The 15,193-nt window shown below is 72.6% G+C and carries 16 protein-coding genes; all 16 read right to left on the bottom strand.

Features of this window, described 5'->3' with window-relative positions:
* Window positions 1-3: 3 nt before the first annotated feature.
* The 16 genes from QDS12_RS03730 to dnaK all read right to left on the bottom strand — a co-directional run bounded on the left by QDS12_RS03730 (window position 4) and on the right by dnaK (window position 15,052).
* A complete protein-coding gene (locus QDS12_RS03730) occupies window positions 4-2,688 on the bottom strand; it encodes a hypothetical protein (RefSeq protein WP_279877025.1) in 2,685 nt (894 codons plus the stop codon).
* A gap of 96 nt (window positions 2,689-2,784) precedes the next feature.
* The gene (locus QDS12_RS03725; protein WP_279877024.1) at window positions 2,785-3,771 is read right to left on the bottom strand and encodes a hypothetical protein; all 987 of its coding nucleotides are present in this window, start codon (window positions 3,769-3,771) and stop codon (window positions 2,785-2,787) included.
* Entirely contained in the window at window positions 3,768-4,367 is a 600-nt protein-coding gene (locus tag QDS12_RS03720; protein WP_279877023.1) for a hypothetical protein, read from the bottom strand. Before QDS12_RS03720 ends, QDS12_RS03725 begins: the two co-directional genes overlap by 4 nt.
* An 80-nt stretch (window positions 4,368-4,447) precedes the next feature.
* Entirely contained in the window at window positions 4,448-4,933 is a 486-nt protein-coding gene (locus QDS12_RS03715) for a pilus assembly protein TadG-related protein (RefSeq protein WP_279877022.1), read from the bottom strand.
* Window positions 4,933-5,370, bottom strand: a complete 438-nt coding sequence (locus QDS12_RS03710) for a TadE/TadG family type IV pilus assembly protein (protein ID WP_279877021.1) — start codon at window positions 5,368-5,370, stop codon at window positions 4,933-4,935. Before QDS12_RS03710 ends, QDS12_RS03715 begins: the two co-directional genes overlap by 1 nt.
* Entirely contained in the window at window positions 5,367-5,789 is a 423-nt protein-coding gene (locus tag QDS12_RS03705) for a pilus assembly protein (RefSeq protein ID WP_279877020.1), read from the bottom strand. The genes QDS12_RS03710 and QDS12_RS03705 overlap by 4 nt, the downstream gene beginning before the upstream one ends.
* 4 nt (window positions 5,790-5,793) lie before the next feature.
* On the bottom strand, window positions 5,794-6,024 hold the full coding sequence (locus tag QDS12_RS03700; RefSeq protein WP_279877019.1) for a hypothetical protein: 231 nt from the start codon (window positions 6,022-6,024) through the stop codon (window positions 5,794-5,796).
* A 28-nt stretch (window positions 6,025-6,052) separates the two neighbouring features.
* A complete protein-coding gene (locus tag QDS12_RS03695) occupies window positions 6,053-6,985 on the bottom strand; it encodes a type II secretion system F family protein (protein WP_279877017.1) in 933 nt (310 codons plus the stop codon).
* A complete protein-coding gene (locus QDS12_RS03690; RefSeq protein ID WP_279877015.1) occupies window positions 6,982-7,866 on the bottom strand; it encodes a type II secretion system F family protein in 885 nt (294 codons plus the stop codon). Before QDS12_RS03690 ends, QDS12_RS03695 begins: the two co-directional genes overlap by 4 nt.
* Entirely contained in the window at window positions 7,857-9,200 is a 1,344-nt protein-coding gene (locus QDS12_RS03685) for an ATPase, T2SS/T4P/T4SS family (RefSeq protein WP_279877014.1), read from the bottom strand. Before QDS12_RS03685 ends, QDS12_RS03690 begins: the two co-directional genes overlap by 10 nt.
* The gene (locus QDS12_RS03680; protein ID WP_279877013.1) at window positions 9,197-10,093 is read right to left on the bottom strand and encodes a hypothetical protein; all 897 of its coding nucleotides are present in this window, start codon (window positions 10,091-10,093) and stop codon (window positions 9,197-9,199) included. The genes QDS12_RS03685 and QDS12_RS03680 overlap by 4 nt, the downstream gene beginning before the upstream one ends.
* A gap of 3 nt (window positions 10,094-10,096) precedes the next feature.
* Window positions 10,097-10,777 carry an SAF domain-containing protein gene (locus QDS12_RS03675; protein WP_279877012.1) on the bottom strand — a complete coding sequence of 227 codons (681 nt, stop codon included), beginning with the start codon at window positions 10,775-10,777 and terminating at the stop codon, window positions 10,097-10,099.
* 91 nt (window positions 10,778-10,868) lie between these two features.
* Window positions 10,869-11,300, bottom strand: coding sequence for a MerR family transcriptional regulator (locus tag QDS12_RS03670; RefSeq protein ID WP_279877011.1), 432 nt, complete (start codon window positions 11,298-11,300; stop codon window positions 10,869-10,871).
* A 3-nt stretch (window positions 11,301-11,303) separates the two neighbouring features.
* Window positions 11,304-12,497 (bottom strand): DnaJ C-terminal domain-containing protein, encoded by a 1,194-nt coding sequence (locus QDS12_RS03665; RefSeq protein WP_279877010.1) that lies wholly within the window; start codon window positions 12,495-12,497, stop codon window positions 11,304-11,306.
* Between the two features lie 114 nt (window positions 12,498-12,611).
* Entirely contained in the window at window positions 12,612-13,205 is a 594-nt protein-coding gene (gene grpE / locus QDS12_RS03660) for a nucleotide exchange factor GrpE (protein ID WP_279877008.1), read from the bottom strand.
* On the bottom strand, window positions 13,202-15,052 hold the full coding sequence (gene dnaK, locus QDS12_RS03655) for a molecular chaperone DnaK (RefSeq protein WP_279877007.1): 1,851 nt from the start codon (window positions 15,050-15,052) through the stop codon (window positions 13,202-13,204). Before dnaK ends, grpE begins: the two co-directional genes overlap by 4 nt.
* Between the last annotated feature and the right edge of the window lie 141 nt (window positions 15,053-15,193).

Raw genomic sequence — 15,193 nt, 5'->3', positions numbered from 1 at the left:
TCGCTAGGCGCCGGGTGCCAGGTGCGCGACGAGCGCCTCGGTCTCCGCCTCGAACCGGTGGTCGGGGAGGGTCGCGTGCATCTCGCCGACGAGGGACTGCACCGTCGGGTCGTCACCGCCGTGCAGGCGCAGCAGCTCACGCCACAGGCTCTCGGCGGTCGGCACGAGGACCAGGCCGCGGCGCAGGGCGCTCGCGGCGCCGGTCCGGTCGCCTCCGGCGACGAGCAGCTCGGCGGCGCGACCGGCCATGCTGGCGACGAGCGCCCGGGCGTCACGCGCGCACCGGTGGAAGGCGAGCCAGCCGTAGCGGCCGGCCGGCGTGCCCGAGAACGCCTCCCCGGTGCCGAGCGACAGGCCCCGGGTGAGCGACGCGACCTCACCGCCGTCCGTGGCGACGGCGCACGACTGCAGGTCCGCCCAGTCGACGTAGACGTCGTCGGCGAGGTGGTAGAGCCCGTCGTCGCCCTGCCGCAGCCGTGGGTTGCCGGCGACGTCGACGCCGAGCCACCGCTGGGCGTCGTGCACGGTGCGCGCAACGACGTCCTCGGTGACCCCGCGGGGCCAGAGACCGGCGCTGAGGGCCGCCGGGTGGAGGCCCTGCGGGTGCAGGGCGGCCATGGCGACGAGCTCCGTGAGCACCGCGGCGCGGGCGTCCTCGACCGGGCCGGGCGCGGCGACGGCGACCGGGCCGAGGAGCCGGACGGTGACGGCGGCGCCGGGACTCGCGGCCCCTCGCGCCCCGCCGGCCGGGACCAGGCGCGCCGGGGCCTCGGCGATCTCGCGGGTCCGGTCGGCCGCCTCCTCGGTCGTGCGGGCCAGGAGCCGGCGGACCGCCTCCTGGGCGGTGTGCGTGTAGCGGCGGGCCTCGCCGCTCGCACCGAGCACCCCGAGGTCGATCCGCCCGGTCGCGTCGACGGCGAAGCGCCAGCGGGCGCCCACGGCGTCGCCGACGCAGACGGCGGCGAACGCGGTCCGACCGCCGGTGACGAGCGCGCGGATCCGCTGCGCCTCCTCGGCCGTCGGCGGAGCAGAGAGCACGAGCACCTGGGGCGCGAGCTCGGCGAACCGGGCCCGGCTGCGGCCGCTGAGGACCCCGTCGACGCCGAGCGAGGACAGCAGGTGACCGGCGCGGTCGAGGGCCTGCTCGATGCTCGCCAGCGCCTCGTCGAGGCTGGTCGCCGACGAGATACGGGTCGGGGCCAGGTCGGAGAGGTCGTTGCCGAAGCCGACCATCGTGACGGCGACGCTGTCGGACCAGGCGTGCGTCGCGAGGTCGACCGCGAGCGACGTCACGACCTCTCGGGCGATGGCGTCGTCGCCACCGACGGAGACCAGCCCGGAGGCGTACTCGAGGTCGACGAGCAGGTCGAAGCCGTGCGACGTCGCGACGTTGACGAGCGCCGGGTACGGCGCCGCGGCGGTCGCCCGCACGCCGCGCAGGTCCTCGGCACGAACCGTCCAGGAGCCGCCGTCCTCGGAGGGCCGCCACGGCTGCGCGGGCGCCTCGGGCCGACCGACGGGGTGGGCGACGACCTGGTCGTCGTCGACGTAGACGACGGCGAGGTCGGGCAGCGGCTGTCCCTGTCCGACCCGGCTCTCGGCGAGGACGCGGAGCGCGCGGTCGACCAGGTCGGCGCGACCGGGGTTGGCGGCGAGCCGGAGCGCGCCCTCGGCGTCGGTCGGGGTGCCGTAGGGACCGCGCTTGGCGGCCAGGGCGGTGACGATGCCGGCGAGCACGAGGCCGCCGCCGGCGACGAGCTGGGCGAGGTCGCCGTCGAGCGCCGAGTCCTCCACCGCCTGCTCGCCGTCGGTCGACGCGCCGCCACCGGTCGTGGCGATCGGCGAGCTGTCAGCCGTCCGGGCCGCGGCGGTCGACGAGGCGCCAACGGTCGCTGAGCCGGGGGAGGCGGGCGCCGCGTCGAGGACGCGGACGCCGGGGCCCTGGGCGTCGCCCGGCAGCAGGACCTGCCAGCCCGGCCGGATGAGGTCGGCGTCGGTGAGCCGGCCGCCGTCGGGCTGCGGCCGGTCCTTGTTGAGCTCGTAGACCTCCCGCCAGCGGAACGGGTCCCCCAGGGTGCGCTCGGAGATGCCCCACAGGGTGTCGTGGTGGCGGCCCTCGGGCGGCTGGACGGTGATGACCTTGGTGGCGTGCCCGTGCCGGCCCGCCTGGTGGTCGGCCTGCGGCCGCGCTTGGGCGCCCTGGACGACCTGGGTCACGGGCGGCTGCCGGACCGGCTCGGGCGACGAGCTCGCGAGCGCGCCGGAGACGCCCTGCGCGACGCTCGCGCCGCCGGCGAGCAGCAGGATCGCGGCCACGAGCTGGCGGGCCAAGACCTGCGACCCACCGCCCATGACCACCCGCCCGGGCATCCGCCCGGCACGGACGGCCCGCCACTCCGTCAGGAAGCAGACCACGAAGTGCACCCAGACGACCCAGACCAGGACGGCGATCACCTTGATGATCAGCTCGGCGTCGACCTGTGCCGTGAGCCAGTCGCGCGACGGCGCTGAGGTCGGCAGCGGGTTGCCGACCAGCAGCACCAGCGCCGCCGGGACGCCGAGGAGGAGCAGGAGCGACCCGACGAGCGCGGCGACCCCCTTCAGCACGCGCTTCTCCTGCGGCCCGTCCGAGCCGGGGAGGAGCGGCGCACCTCGGTGCGGGGCGGGCGGAGTGGTGGTCGTGGTCATCGGTTCTCCCTCGGCGCCGAGATGGCCGTGACGATGGCGCTCATCGCGGTCCTACCCCGCCGGCTCACGGGCCAAACCGGCGCGGCGTCGTCGGGCTCAGGGCACGACCACCGTCTGGATCTCGGTGACCGGCACGCCGGTGATCCCTGACTTGCTGAACGTCGCGAACGGCACCCGGAAGGGCTGCCCGTCGACGTAGGCATCGACCTGCCAGTCGGCGGTGATCCGCACGGAGTAGATGCCGTCCGGCTGGGCGGCCGAGCTGTGCGCGTAGGAGAACCAGCAGTCGCCACCGCCGGCCGGCGGCTTCTCCCCCGCCGTCGCGACGTGACCCGAGCCGGCGCAGGTCAGCGTGTGGCCGGCGCCCTTGGCGAGCGGCTCGACGGTCAGGCCCGTGACGTGGGCGCGCAGCTCCACGGTTCCGGCCGCCACCGTCATCTCGTCGTCGCTGCCGTCGAAGAACGAGACCCACTGGCCCACCCGGGGGTGCGAGGACGGCGAGACGCCGGCGATGGGAGTCGGCACACCCGCGTTGTTGTCGAGCCAGTCGACGACCTTCTGCTGGTTGTCGGTCGGGGTCTGCCAGGTGTCGCCGGGGAAGTGTGCCCGCGGGGTGACGGTGAGCCGGGGCCCGCCCGGATCGATCGTGTAGTCGTCGTGGATGCCCTCCTGGCAGGTCTCCCAGTACCAGACCGCGCCCGTCGGCACGTCGTTCTTCACGTGCATCCGCCGGCGCTCGTCGTCGGTCATCGCGCGGTCCCAGCAGTGCGGCGGCTTCTCACCGTCGAGCACTTTCTCGAGCCACTTCTCGCGGTCGACGGCCGCTCCACCGCAGGCGAGGCCGAGGAACGACGGCGAGGCGACCGCGTGGCAGCCGCCGACGTCGCCGTCGCCGCCTCCCGAGCCGCCGTCGTCGGTGCTGCCGCCCGTCGGCAGCGTTCCGTCGCCGGCCGGCGGCGGCGTCACGGTGCCGCCGCCGGGGGGTGGTGGGTTCGTGGGGGTGAGCTTGGCGACGGCCGCCGGTGACGAGAGGAGGACGAGGGCGGCCGCCGCGGCCGCGACTGCGGTGAGTCTGCGGTTCATGACTTCACTCCTGTGACGGTGACGCCCTTGCACCTGGTGGAGTCGCTGGAGTAGAGGTGGTCGACCAGCCAGCGACCGTGGGAGCGCGTGAGCTCGAACCTGACGCCGTCGACCTCACGCCTCTCGGCCGGGCGACCCTTCTTGTCCAGGCCCCAGCCGGCGACCTGGAGGCACGCGAACACCCGTGTCTGCTTCCCCCGCGCCTGGACGCCGACCGGCGTGAACGGGATCGGCCCGGGATAGGTCTTGCCGACGTCGCCTCCGACGACGTCGGCCAGCTCCTGGCGCGACCCCTTCGTCACGAAGGCGCTCGACCGGGGCAGTGCCGCGTCGCCGTTGGTGATGTCGACGGCCGCGGCCGCGGCCCACCGTCGCAGGACCTGGACCTCGGCCCGGTCCTCGAACGGCGAGAGCCGCGCCGCCGCCTGGGTCGCCGTCGGGGTCGGCGTCGGTGTGGCCGGCTCGGTCGGCGTCGGCGTCGGGCGAGGCGCCGGAGCCGGGTCGGCGCTCCCGCCACAGCCGGCGAGGAGGAGCAGGGCCGAGATCGGCGCGGCCAGCAGCACGACGCGGGTGGGGCGGGACGGCTGAGAAGTCACAGGCTCACTCATCGACTCGGGACGTGGCGTTCACCGCCGTACCTACCCGGGCGCGCGCGTGGTAAAACCTGCGGTCCCGGTCAGCCGGAGGGGGCTTGCGAGGCGCTCACCCCGTTGTTCTTCCCGAACGGATCGGTGATGCCCTCGTAGGGGCGTGCCTTCGCGTCCGCCGAGGCATGGAGCTCGCGGACGCCGATCATGCCGAGCAGGGTCGCGTTGATCGAGAGCTCGACGCGGGTGTTGACGACGAGGTGGCGGTGGTCGTCGCCGCCGACCTCGGTCAGGCCGCGCCACTGGCAGCTCCGCACCCGACCCTCCGACTCGAGCGCGGCGCAGTAGTCGGCGACCCGCTGCCTGGCCTGGCCCTCGTCGAGCTCGAGGTCGTCGACGTCCACGTCGACGGCCTGCGCACCGGCCCGGGCGGCCTCCTCCGCGAAGGCGACCGCCTCCCCACGGGCGTTGAGCTGGCGGGACGCATCGATGCCGAGACCACCGAGAAGCAGGAGCATGAAGGCGATGATCGGGATCGCCGGAGCGATCGACCCCCGTTCGTCGCGGCGCCGCATCAGTCGTCCACTCCTCGATGGGGGTCGAGCATCGAGGTGAACGACGACCGTGACGTGAGCGTCCCCGGCGCACCGGGCAGGCCGAGATCGGAGATGTCGTAGGTGCACGACACCGCCACCCGGATCACACCGCCGGGGACGAAGGCGTCCGGGTGGGCGGGGTCGCCACCCGACACCGTCACCGTCGGGTGGTCGCGACAGGTCGGCGGGGCGGCCCGGAGCGCGTCGTCGACCACCTGCTCGGCCCGGTCGCGCGCCTCCTGCATCGAGCGGGCGAGCGTGGCGCTGCGGGCGGCGTCACGGGCGCCCGACTCCATGACGCCGTTGACCTGGCCGACCCGGCCATAGGCGTAGATCAGACCGAGCAGCAGCAGGAGCGCCGGGGCGATCATGACCATCTCCAGCGCGAGCGAGCCGCGCTCGTCGCGGCGCCTCACCGGTCGGCCTCGAACCGCTCGACCGGTCCCTCGGCCCGCTGCGTCACGGTGAGGTGGAGCCCCGGCACCAGGCTGATCACCCGGCCGCTCACCGTCATCGAGACACGACCCGCCGCCCCGTCGTAGGTCGGCGTGGCGACCGCGTCGATGAGCGTCTCGCGCCCCACGGTGCCGGCGAACCGCTCGGTGTTGTCGACAACGCCGGCCCGCATGGCCTCGTAGGTCGCGGCGTCGGGCGCCACCCGCATCTGCGAGACGCCCTCGCGCGCGGCCTGGATGGCCACGTTGCGCCCGTAGAAGAAGAGCGCGGCCTGGATGGAGAAGAAGATGAGCAGGATCAGTCCGGGCGCGATGAAGGCCATCTCGAGCGCGGACGCTCCGCGCTCGAGATGCCGGGTGCGCCGACCGATCCGTGCCATGGGTCTACTTGCAGGCCGTGCCGCCGACCTGGTTGGCACAGTTGTCCAGCTCGGTGCTCTTCTTCGTGACGATGTTGATGATCACGGCGCCGATGATCGACGCGGCCACCACGACGACGGCGGCGATGAGCGCCCACTCGAGCACCGACGCACCCCGCTCTCCGCGTTCGGCACGGCGCAGACGCTGGGCGCGGAAGTAGGCGTCCTGCAGGAGCATGACGGCGATCGGAATCATGGCGGTCCCTTCTGTTCTTTCTGGTGTCCTAGGCCCGCAGCAGCTGCGAGACGGCCGGGAAACCGAGGAAGAAGAGGAACGCGGTGCTGATGAGCATCTGCGCGACGAGCATCGACTGCGACTTCTCCCCCTCCTCGCCCTCGGCCTGGGTCAGCTCCCGGCGGCGCAGCGTCGCTGCCCGCGCTGCCAGGGACGAGCGGATCTTGGCGCCGTCGTCCGCCGCGAGGACGAGCGCGCCGGAGAGCTCCTGGAGCTCCTCGACGTCGAGCTCGTCGCCGAGCTCGCCGAGGGCGTGCCACGGCGTGGTGCCGTAGAGGCGGGCGTTCACGAGGGCCTGCCGGATGCGCACCATCGACCAGTGGTCACCCACGCTCGACGCGGCGAGCAGCGCCTCGGGGAGGCCGCGGCCGCCGGCGAGGTTCATCGCGACCAGGTCGAGGAAGATGCCGACGCTGCGCCGCAGGTCGCGCCGCCGCGCCTTCGCCTCGGAGGCGAGCGCGAGGTCAGGCAGGAAGAACCCGAACACTCCGAGCAGCAGCGCTCCGGCCGCGGGCATCACGGCCGGCAGCGGCGCGCCCGCGACCGTGAAGACCGTCCAGACGAGCGGGCCGAGGAGGAACAGGCCGAAGCCCGTCGCCACCTTCGACGCCAGGTGGGCGCCGCGGGTGCGGCCCATGAGCGCGAGGTCGGCCCGCTGGCGGCCCAGGTCCCAGCCGCGCTCGGCGGCGACCACCTCGAGCCGGTCGGCGAGCGAGCCGAACAGCGACCGGGCACGGCGGTCCAGCGCGCCCGCGTCGCGGCTCGTCTCGTACGCCGTCGTGGTGTGGGTGGTCATGGAGCGCTGGCCGCGGTCGATGCGGGCGAGCATCGTGGCCACGCCCGGCTTGGGGCGGGCGAAGATCCGGGTCAGCCAGAAGACGCCGAGTCCGCAGATCGCTCCGAAGACGAGCGCGGTGATCATGACGCGACCTCGACGGGGAGCGCGTCGGCCTCTTGGCCGAACACGAGGAAACGGTCCACCTTCGAGGGCGCCGAGAGGCTGCGCAGCCAGAGCAGGCCGGCGGCGAAAAGCGCCACGACCACCACGAGGACGAGCTGGCCGACGAGGCTGTCGAACGGCTCGACGTACTGCCGGTTGAGGAGCGTGAGACCGCCCATCATCCCGAGGACGATGAAGAGGACGATCCGGACGCTGCGGCGGATGGCCTTGCGGCTCGCCTCGATGCGGCGCCGCATGTCGAGCTCCTCACGGGTCGACTGGGCGAGCGCGGTCAGGACGTCGCGCAGGCCGGGGCCGCGCAGCCGCGCGTTGAGCAGGAGGGCGGCGCAGATGATGTCGGCGCTCGGGTCGTCGAGGTCCTCGGCGAAGGCGCGCAGCGCGTCGGGCAACGGCTCGCGGATGCGGAGCCGGTCGACGAGGAGGTTGAGCGAGGGACGGATGGGTGCGCCGGCGTTGACCGCGGTCGCCGGGATCGCCTGCTCGAGTCCGATGGCGCCGGCGATGGTGTCGCGCAGCGACTCGGTCCAGCCCGCGAGCGCCTCGAGCCGCGCGATGGCGCGCTTCTCGACGCCGGAGCTGCCGGCGATCCGGTCCCAGAAGGCGACCAGCAGCCCGATGCCGACCGCCGCGACGATCCATCGGCTCAGCAGCAGGGTGAGGACGCCCGCGACGACGCCGACGACCAGCCGCCGCGTGCGCTCCTGCAACGAGGCGCGCTGGCGCCGGGGCTTGCCGGGGTTCCGCTCGGGCAGCCCGACGATCGCCAGCACCGCCACGAACAGTCCCGCGCCCACGACCAGGCCGCAGGCGATGGCGAGGAGCAGGTCGTCGCTCACTGCCACCTCGACAGGGTCGCCGGCTGGTAGCCGTGGGCGAGCAGGTCGTCGATGCAGCTGATCGGGGCGTGTGCGACCGCCGTACCGCTCGGGTCGACCGCGAAGACCTCGCTCGACAGGACCCGCCCGTCGACGCCGGTCACCTCGCGGATGCTCTCGATGGAGCGCGACAGCGCGCCACCGCTGGCGTAGTCGTTGCGCTTGCGCATGAACACGACGAAGTTGATCGAGCCGGCGATCAGCATGTGCGTCGCGTCGACGGGCAGGTGCTCCTGCGCCTGGAGGGCGTACGTCGAGATGCGGTTGAACACCTCCATCGAGCTGTTCGCGTGGATGGTCGAGAGCGAGCCGTCGTTGCCCTGGCTCATCGCGTTGAGCATGGTGACGATCTCGTCGCCGAGCACCTCGCCGACGATGACCCGGCTGGGGTTCTGGCGCAGGCTGCGGCGGACCAGCTCGGCCATGCTGACGCCGCCGAGCCCCTCGGAGTTGGGGAGCCGCTCCTCGAAGGCGACCGCGTTGGGGTGCAGGTCCTCGAACTGGTCGAGGCCGAGCTCGAGGGCGCGCTCCACGGTGATGATGCGCTCGTGCGGCGGGATCTCGTTGGCGAGCGCCCGCAGCAGGGTGGTCTTCCCGGAGTTGGTGGAGCCCGCGATCATGACGTTCTTGCGCGCCCTGACCGCCGCCCGGAGGAACGAGGCCACCTCGGTCGTCATCGTCCCGTTGGCGACCAGGTCGTCGATGCCCACCTTGCCGAGTCGGGCCCGGCGGATGGACACGCTGGGTCGCGCACAGACCGCCATGACCGCCGAGAGCCGCGAGCCGTCGGGCAGGCGCAGGTCGAGCTGCGGGTTGGCCGTGTCGAAGGGCCGCGAGGCGAGGCCGACGCTGGCCGCGAGGACCTGGATCAGCTCGACGAGCTCCTCGTCGCTGTCGGCCACCGGCGCCGCCAGCTCCTCGCGGCCGTCGGAGTAGCCGACGAACACGCGGTCGCACCCGTTGATGTCGATGTTCTCGACGTCGGGGTTCTGCAGCAGCGGCTGGAGCCGCCCAACCCCGAAGAGCGCCGCGTGGATCGCCTGGGCGACGACCTCCTCCTCGTCGGCGGTCGGCGGCGTCCGGCCGAGGCTGATCTCGGCGCGGGCGTGGTCCTCGAGCACCTGGACGATGAGGGAGCGGGCGAACTGGCGCTCGTCCTCCGGCGACATCGGCGTACGTCCGGCGACCTCGTCGCTGCGGCGCTGCTGGTTGAGCCGGTCGGCGACCTGCGCCCGCAGCAGGCGGACGAGCTGGGGGTCGGCGCCGACGCCCTGGTCGCGGCCGGTCTGGAGGGTGGTCATCGGGAGGCCCTCCTCAGGACGCGGCGGCCGCGGGTGCGGTCGGCCCGCTTCCCGGGCTCGCCGTCGAACGGCGACTCGTCGACGGCCGCCTCGTCTCCGGCCGACGCCTCGTCGACGGGCGTCGGCACCCCGCTCAGCACGCCGGCGGCGGCGAGGCCGTCGTGGAGCCGCTGCACCACGCCGCTGCCGCTGCGCGCGAGCAGGCTGCGCTCCGGGCGGTAGACGACCCCGCCCTCATACATGACGACCGCCTTGCGGTCGTGCGCGATGACGCCGAGGTCGGTGGTCCAGCGCAGGCCGGAGGTCACTCCCTCGATCGCCGCCTTCGCCTCGGCGGCCTGGTCGTGGGCGGCGACGCAGACCATGCCGACCAGGCTGGTCCGCTCGCGGAGGATGTCCTGCAGCGCCTCCAGCCGGCGCCGGGTGTGCACGACGCTCCAGGCCGTCGGGCGGAAGACGCAGATGACCGCGTCGGCGCGCTCGAGCATCACCAGGTGCGACGACCGGGCGTGGACCTGGCCGACGTCGGCGAACACGTCGGTGCCGGGCACCTTGCCGAACGCGTTCGCGAGCTCCGGCCACAGGGGCGCGACGGCCACCGCCTGCTCGGGCCCGGGGAGTCCGGGCATGACCTGCTGGCCGCCGAGGGCGGTCTGCGCGTGGCCGGGCACCATCTCGGGCACCAGGCCGCGGCGCGCTGCGGGCAGCAGCGACATCAGCCCCTGGTTGGGGTTGAGCGGACCGTGCTCGCCGGCCAGGCGCAGCGCGATGTCACCGCCGAGCGGGTCCGCATCGACGACGAGGCTGGAGGTCGGCCAGAGGTTCGCGAGCAGCAGTGCCGTGGTGGTGGCGCCCGGCGCCCCCTTCGCCGACATCACCGAGAGGAGAGCCATGGCTTACCGGTTGGTCCAGTCGATGGCCGGCTTGGTGTCGTCGGGGAGCACGGTCATCGCCAGGTTGCCGGTGCTGGCGTAGTTGGCGACGTCGGCCGCCGCGTCGCTCTCCACGAGGACGGTGACGCTCTCGGTGCCGGAGTCGGAGCCGGCGCCCGTGCCGATGACCCGGGCGGCGTCGACGACCACCGGGTTGTCGGGGACGTCCGTGTTGGCGGCACCGCCGGAGGCGACGTAGTAGAGCCGCACGACCTCGCCCGCCTCGGGTACGTCGCTGGGCCGGCGGTTGGGGTCGACGACGACGCCGACCGCCTCGCCGCCGTCGGGGACGAGCGTGTCGACGGTGAACATCTGCGGGCTCACGAGGGTGCCCGCCGGGATCGTGCTGGTGGCTCGCAGCCCCTCGATCTCGCCGATCCGCGAGGCCTGGAAGAGGTGGCCCTCGTCCGTCGCGGCCCGGGCCGTGCGGAAGTCGGCGCGGGTGATGACCGACCCGAACGGGATGTCACGGCTGGCGACGAGCACCGACTCGCGATCGCCGCTGCGGAAGACGAGCAACGCGCTGCCGAGGGCTCCGACGAGGACGAGCAGGAGCGCCAGGGCCGCCAGCGCCGGCCTCCTGTCCCGCCGGGCCACGGGCATCCGGCCACGGTCGACGACCGGGCGTGTCGCTGTGCTTGCCATGGGCTTCAGTCTCCCCGCGACCGGCGACCTCAAACCCGGGACGAAAGGCCCGCCCGCGGTCGTGACCACGGGCGGGTTCGGGGGTGGCGACCTACCGGCCGCGGCGCCAGACGACCACCGACATGTCGGGGTCCGGCCGGCGCAGCACGGGGAGCTTGTTGGTGGGTTTGGCGAGGGGGCTCTCGGCCGGCGTACGACGCCCGGAGCGTGCCTGGCGCAGCGCCTCCCGGGTCGCCTCGAGCTCGGCGACGAGCTCCTCGTTGCGGGCCGACAGCGCCTCGACCCGGTTCTCGAGCTGCATGATGCGACGCACGCCCTCGATGCCGATGCCGGCGGCGGTCAGCTGGGCGATCTGGCGGAGCACCTCGATGTCGCGGTGCGAGTAGCGCCGGCCGCCACCGCCGGTGCGGCCGGGCGTGATCAGGCCCATCCGCTCGTAGGTGCGCAGCGTCTGCGGATGGAGCCCGGTCAGCTCGGCCGCCACGGAGATGACGTAGACGGCTGCCTTCGGGTCCGGGGTCATGGGTCAGGCTCCGGCCTGCTCGAAGAGGTTGGCGCGTAGCGGCTTCCCCGCCGACGCGGCCCGGTAGGCCTCGACGGCCGCGCGGGCCTCGGGGTCGAGCACCGCCGGCACCTGCACCTCGACGGTGGCGAGCAGGTCGCCCTTGGTGCCGTCGCTCTTCTGCGCGCCCTTGCCGCGGATGCGGAACGTGCGGCCCGTCGGCGTGCCCGCCGGGATCTTCAGGGTCACCGGGCCGCCGCCGAGCGTCGGCACCTTGATGTCGGCGCCGAGCGCGGCCTCGTCGAAGCCGATGGGGACCTCGACGGTCAGGTTGTCGCCCTTGCGGCCGAACACGCGGTGCCCGGTCACCTTGACGGTGACGTAGAGGTCGCCGTTGGGGCCGCCCGCCTCGCCGGCGGCGCCCTTGCCCCGCAGCCGGATCCGCTGTCCGTCCTTGACCCCGGCCGGGATACGGGCCGAGATGGTGCGGCCGGAGAGGCCGCGCCCGGATCCCTTGCAGGTCGGGCAGGGCTCGTCGTAGATCAGCTGCCGACCACCGCACCGCGGGCAGGTCTCGTTGACGGAGAAGCCGCCCAGGTCGTTGACGATGAACCCGGCGCCCTCGCAGTCGGGGCAGACGTGCGGACGGGTGCCCGGCTTGCCGCCGGTGCCGTTGCAGTCGGGGCACGGCGCGTCGGAGGTCAGCCGCAGCTGGATCGTCACGCCCTCGAGCGACTCGACGAACCCGATGGTCGCCGTCGTCTCGATGTCGGCGCCCTTGGCCGCCCGCGGTCGCGACTGCCGCCGCTGGGTGCGCCCGAAGAGGTCGCCGAACATGTCGCCGAACCCGCCGCTCCCGCCGGCGGTGCCGCCGGTGCCGGTGTTGCCGAACAGGTCCTCGAAGTTGTAGGTCCGGCCCCCGCCGGTCGTCGTACCGCCGCCGAAGCCGAAGGGGTTGCCGCCGGCGTAGAGCGAGCGCATCTCGTCGTACTTCTTGCGCTTCTCGGCGTCGCCGACGACGTCGTAGGCCTCGGCGACCTTCTTGAACTTCTCGTGCTTGGCGGCGTCACCGGGGTTGGAGTCGGGGTGGTTCGCCCGGGCGAGCTTGCGGTAGGACTTCTTGATCTCGTCGGCGGTCGCGTCCTTCTTCACGCCGAGCTCGGCGTAGAAGTCCTTGTTCGCCCAGTCGGCCCTGAAGCCGTTGGCCTCGTCAGCCATCCCTCCTCCTTTCCTTCATCGAGATTGGCGTTCGTGCCCCTCGAGATCGGCGTTCTCGCCCCCACAGGTCGGCGAGAACGCCGATCTCGAGGGGCAAGAACGCCAATCTCGACGTCACTCGGGGTCGACGACCAGCACCTGTGCGGCGCGGACGACGCGCTCGCCGATCCGGTAGCCGGCCTTGGCGATCACCTTGACCGTCGTCTCCGTGACCTCGGGGTCGGTGCCGAGGTGCGAGAGCGCCTCGTGCAGCGTCGGGTCGAACACCTGGCCGGGCTCGCCGTACTTGGTGAGACCGCGACCGGCGACGACCCGCTCGAGCTGGTCGGCGACCGCCTTGAAGCCGCCGTCGAGCGGCCCGTGCTCACGGGCGCGGTCGATGTTGTCGAGGACCTCGACGATCGGGGCGAGCGCGGCGTACGTCGCGTTCTCCTTGATCAGCTCGCGGTCCCGGTCGACCCGCCGCTTGTAGTTGACGAACTCCGCCTGGAGCCGCTGGAGGTCGCCGGTCAGCTCGTCGATCTTCGTCTGGAGCTCGCCCTCGGGCGACTCCTCGATGTCGTCCGACGGGACGTTGCCGGCTGCCTCGGCGGCCTCGCCGAGCGACTCCTCGACCTCGGCCCCGTCGACCGAGCCCGTGTCGGGCTCGGTCGACGGCTGTGCGCCTTCGTCGGCGGACTGGACCTGGGGCTCGCGCTCCTCGGTCACTTGGCCTCGTCCTCAGGACCCTCGTCCACGATCTCGGCGTCGACGACGTCCTCGTCGGCCTCGCCGGTCGCGCCGGTGGTCCCACCGGCCGCAGCGGAGTCGGCCTCCGCGGCGGCGTACATCGCGGCCCCCATCTTCTGCGAGGACTCGCCGAGCTTGGTGACGGCCGCCTGGATCTTGTCCTTGTCGGCGGTCTCCTCGGCGAGGGCCGCCTTGAGCGCCTCGACGTCGGCGGTGACCTCGGTCTTCACGTCGTCGGGGATCTTGTCGCCGTTGTCCGCGAGGAACTTCTCGGTCGTGTAGACGAGCTGGTCGCCCTGGTTGCGCACCTCGACCGCCTCACGGCGACGCGCGTCCTCCTCGGCGTACTGCTCCGCTTCCTTGACCATCCGGTCGATGTCGTCCTTCGACAGCGCCGAGCCGCCGGAGATCGTCATCGACTGCTCGCGGCCGGAGGCCTGGTCCTTCGCGGAGACGTGCACGATGCCGTTGGCGTCGATGTCGAAGGTGACCTCGATCTTCGGAACACCGCGCGGCGCCGGCGGGAGGCCGGTCAGCTCGAAGTTGCCGAGCGGCTGGTTCTCGGCCCAGATCGAGCGCTCGCCCTGGGCGACCTTGATCTCGACCGACGGCTGGTTGTCGTCGGCGGTCGTGAAGATCTCGGAACGCTTGGTCGGGATCGTGGTGTTGCGCTCGATGAGGGTCGTAAAGACGCCGCCCTTCGTCTCGATGCCGAGGCTCAGCGGGGTGACGTCGAGGAGCAGGACGTCCTTGACCTCGCCCTTGAGGACGCCGGCCTGCAGGGCGGCGCCGACGGCGACGACCTCGTCCGGGTTGACGCCCTTGTTGGGCTCCTTGCCGCTCAGCAGCTCCTTGACCAGGTCGGTCACGGCCGGCATGCGGGTCGAGCCGCCGACGAGCACGACGTGGTCGATGTCCTTGACCGCGACGCCGCCGTCCTTGAGGACGTTCTGGAACGGCACCTTGGTGCGCTCGAGCAGGTCGGCGCTGATGCGCTGGAACTCGCTGCGGCTGAGCTTCTCCTCGAAGTGCAGCGGGCCGGACTCACCGTGGGTGATGTAGGGCAGGTGGATCGTGGTCTCGCTCGAGGACGACAGCTCGATCTTCGCCTTCTCGGCGGCCTCCTGGAGGCGCTGCGCGGCGATCTTGTCAGCGGCGAGGTCGACGCCGTTGTTGTCCTTGAACTTCTTGACCATCCACTCGACGATCCGGTTGTCCCAGTCGTCGCCACCGAGGTGGTTGTCACCGCTGGTGGCCTTCACCTCGACGACGCCCTCGCCGATCTCCAGGAGGGACACGTCGAACGTGCCGCCACCGAGGTCGAAGACGAGGATGGTCTGGTCGTCGCCCTTGTCGAGGCCGTAGGCCAGCGCGGCGGCGGTGGGCTCGTTGACGATGCGCTGGACGTTGAGGCCGGCGATCTCGCCCGCCTCCTTGGTCGCCTGGCGCTGTGCGTCGGAGAAGTACGCCGGCACGGTGATGACCGCGTCGGTCACCGGCTCGCCGAGGTAGGCCTCCGCGTCGCGCTTGAGCTTCTGCAGGATGAACGCGCTGATCTGCTGCGGGGTGAAGGACTTGTCGTCGACCTTCACGCTCCAGTCGGTGCCCATGTGGCGCTTGACCGACTTGATGGTCCTGTCGACGTTGGTGACGGCCTGCCGCTTGGCGACCTCGCCGACCAGCACCTCGCCGGACTTGGCGAACGCGACGACGGACGGCGTGGTGCGCGCGCCCTCAGCGTTCGCGATGACGGTGGGCTCGCCGCCCTCCAGGACGGCGACGACGCTGTTCGTCGTGCCGAGGTCGATACCGACCGCACGTGCCATGGTGTTGCTCCTCCGTTGCTGCAGGGACTGCTTGCCAAGAAAGGTTCTGCGACGCCATCTTGGCGGCCGTCACGAGTCTGACAAAATACTTGAGTCGCTTCAACTCAACTTCATTCATACGGCTCAACGAAGGTCAGTGGA

The organism is Nocardioides sp. CER19, assembly GCF_029846275.1.
GTDB lineage: Bacteria > Actinomycetota > Actinomycetes > Propionibacteriales > Nocardioidaceae > Nocardioides.
This window is presented reverse-complemented; position numbering and strand designations above follow the sequence as displayed.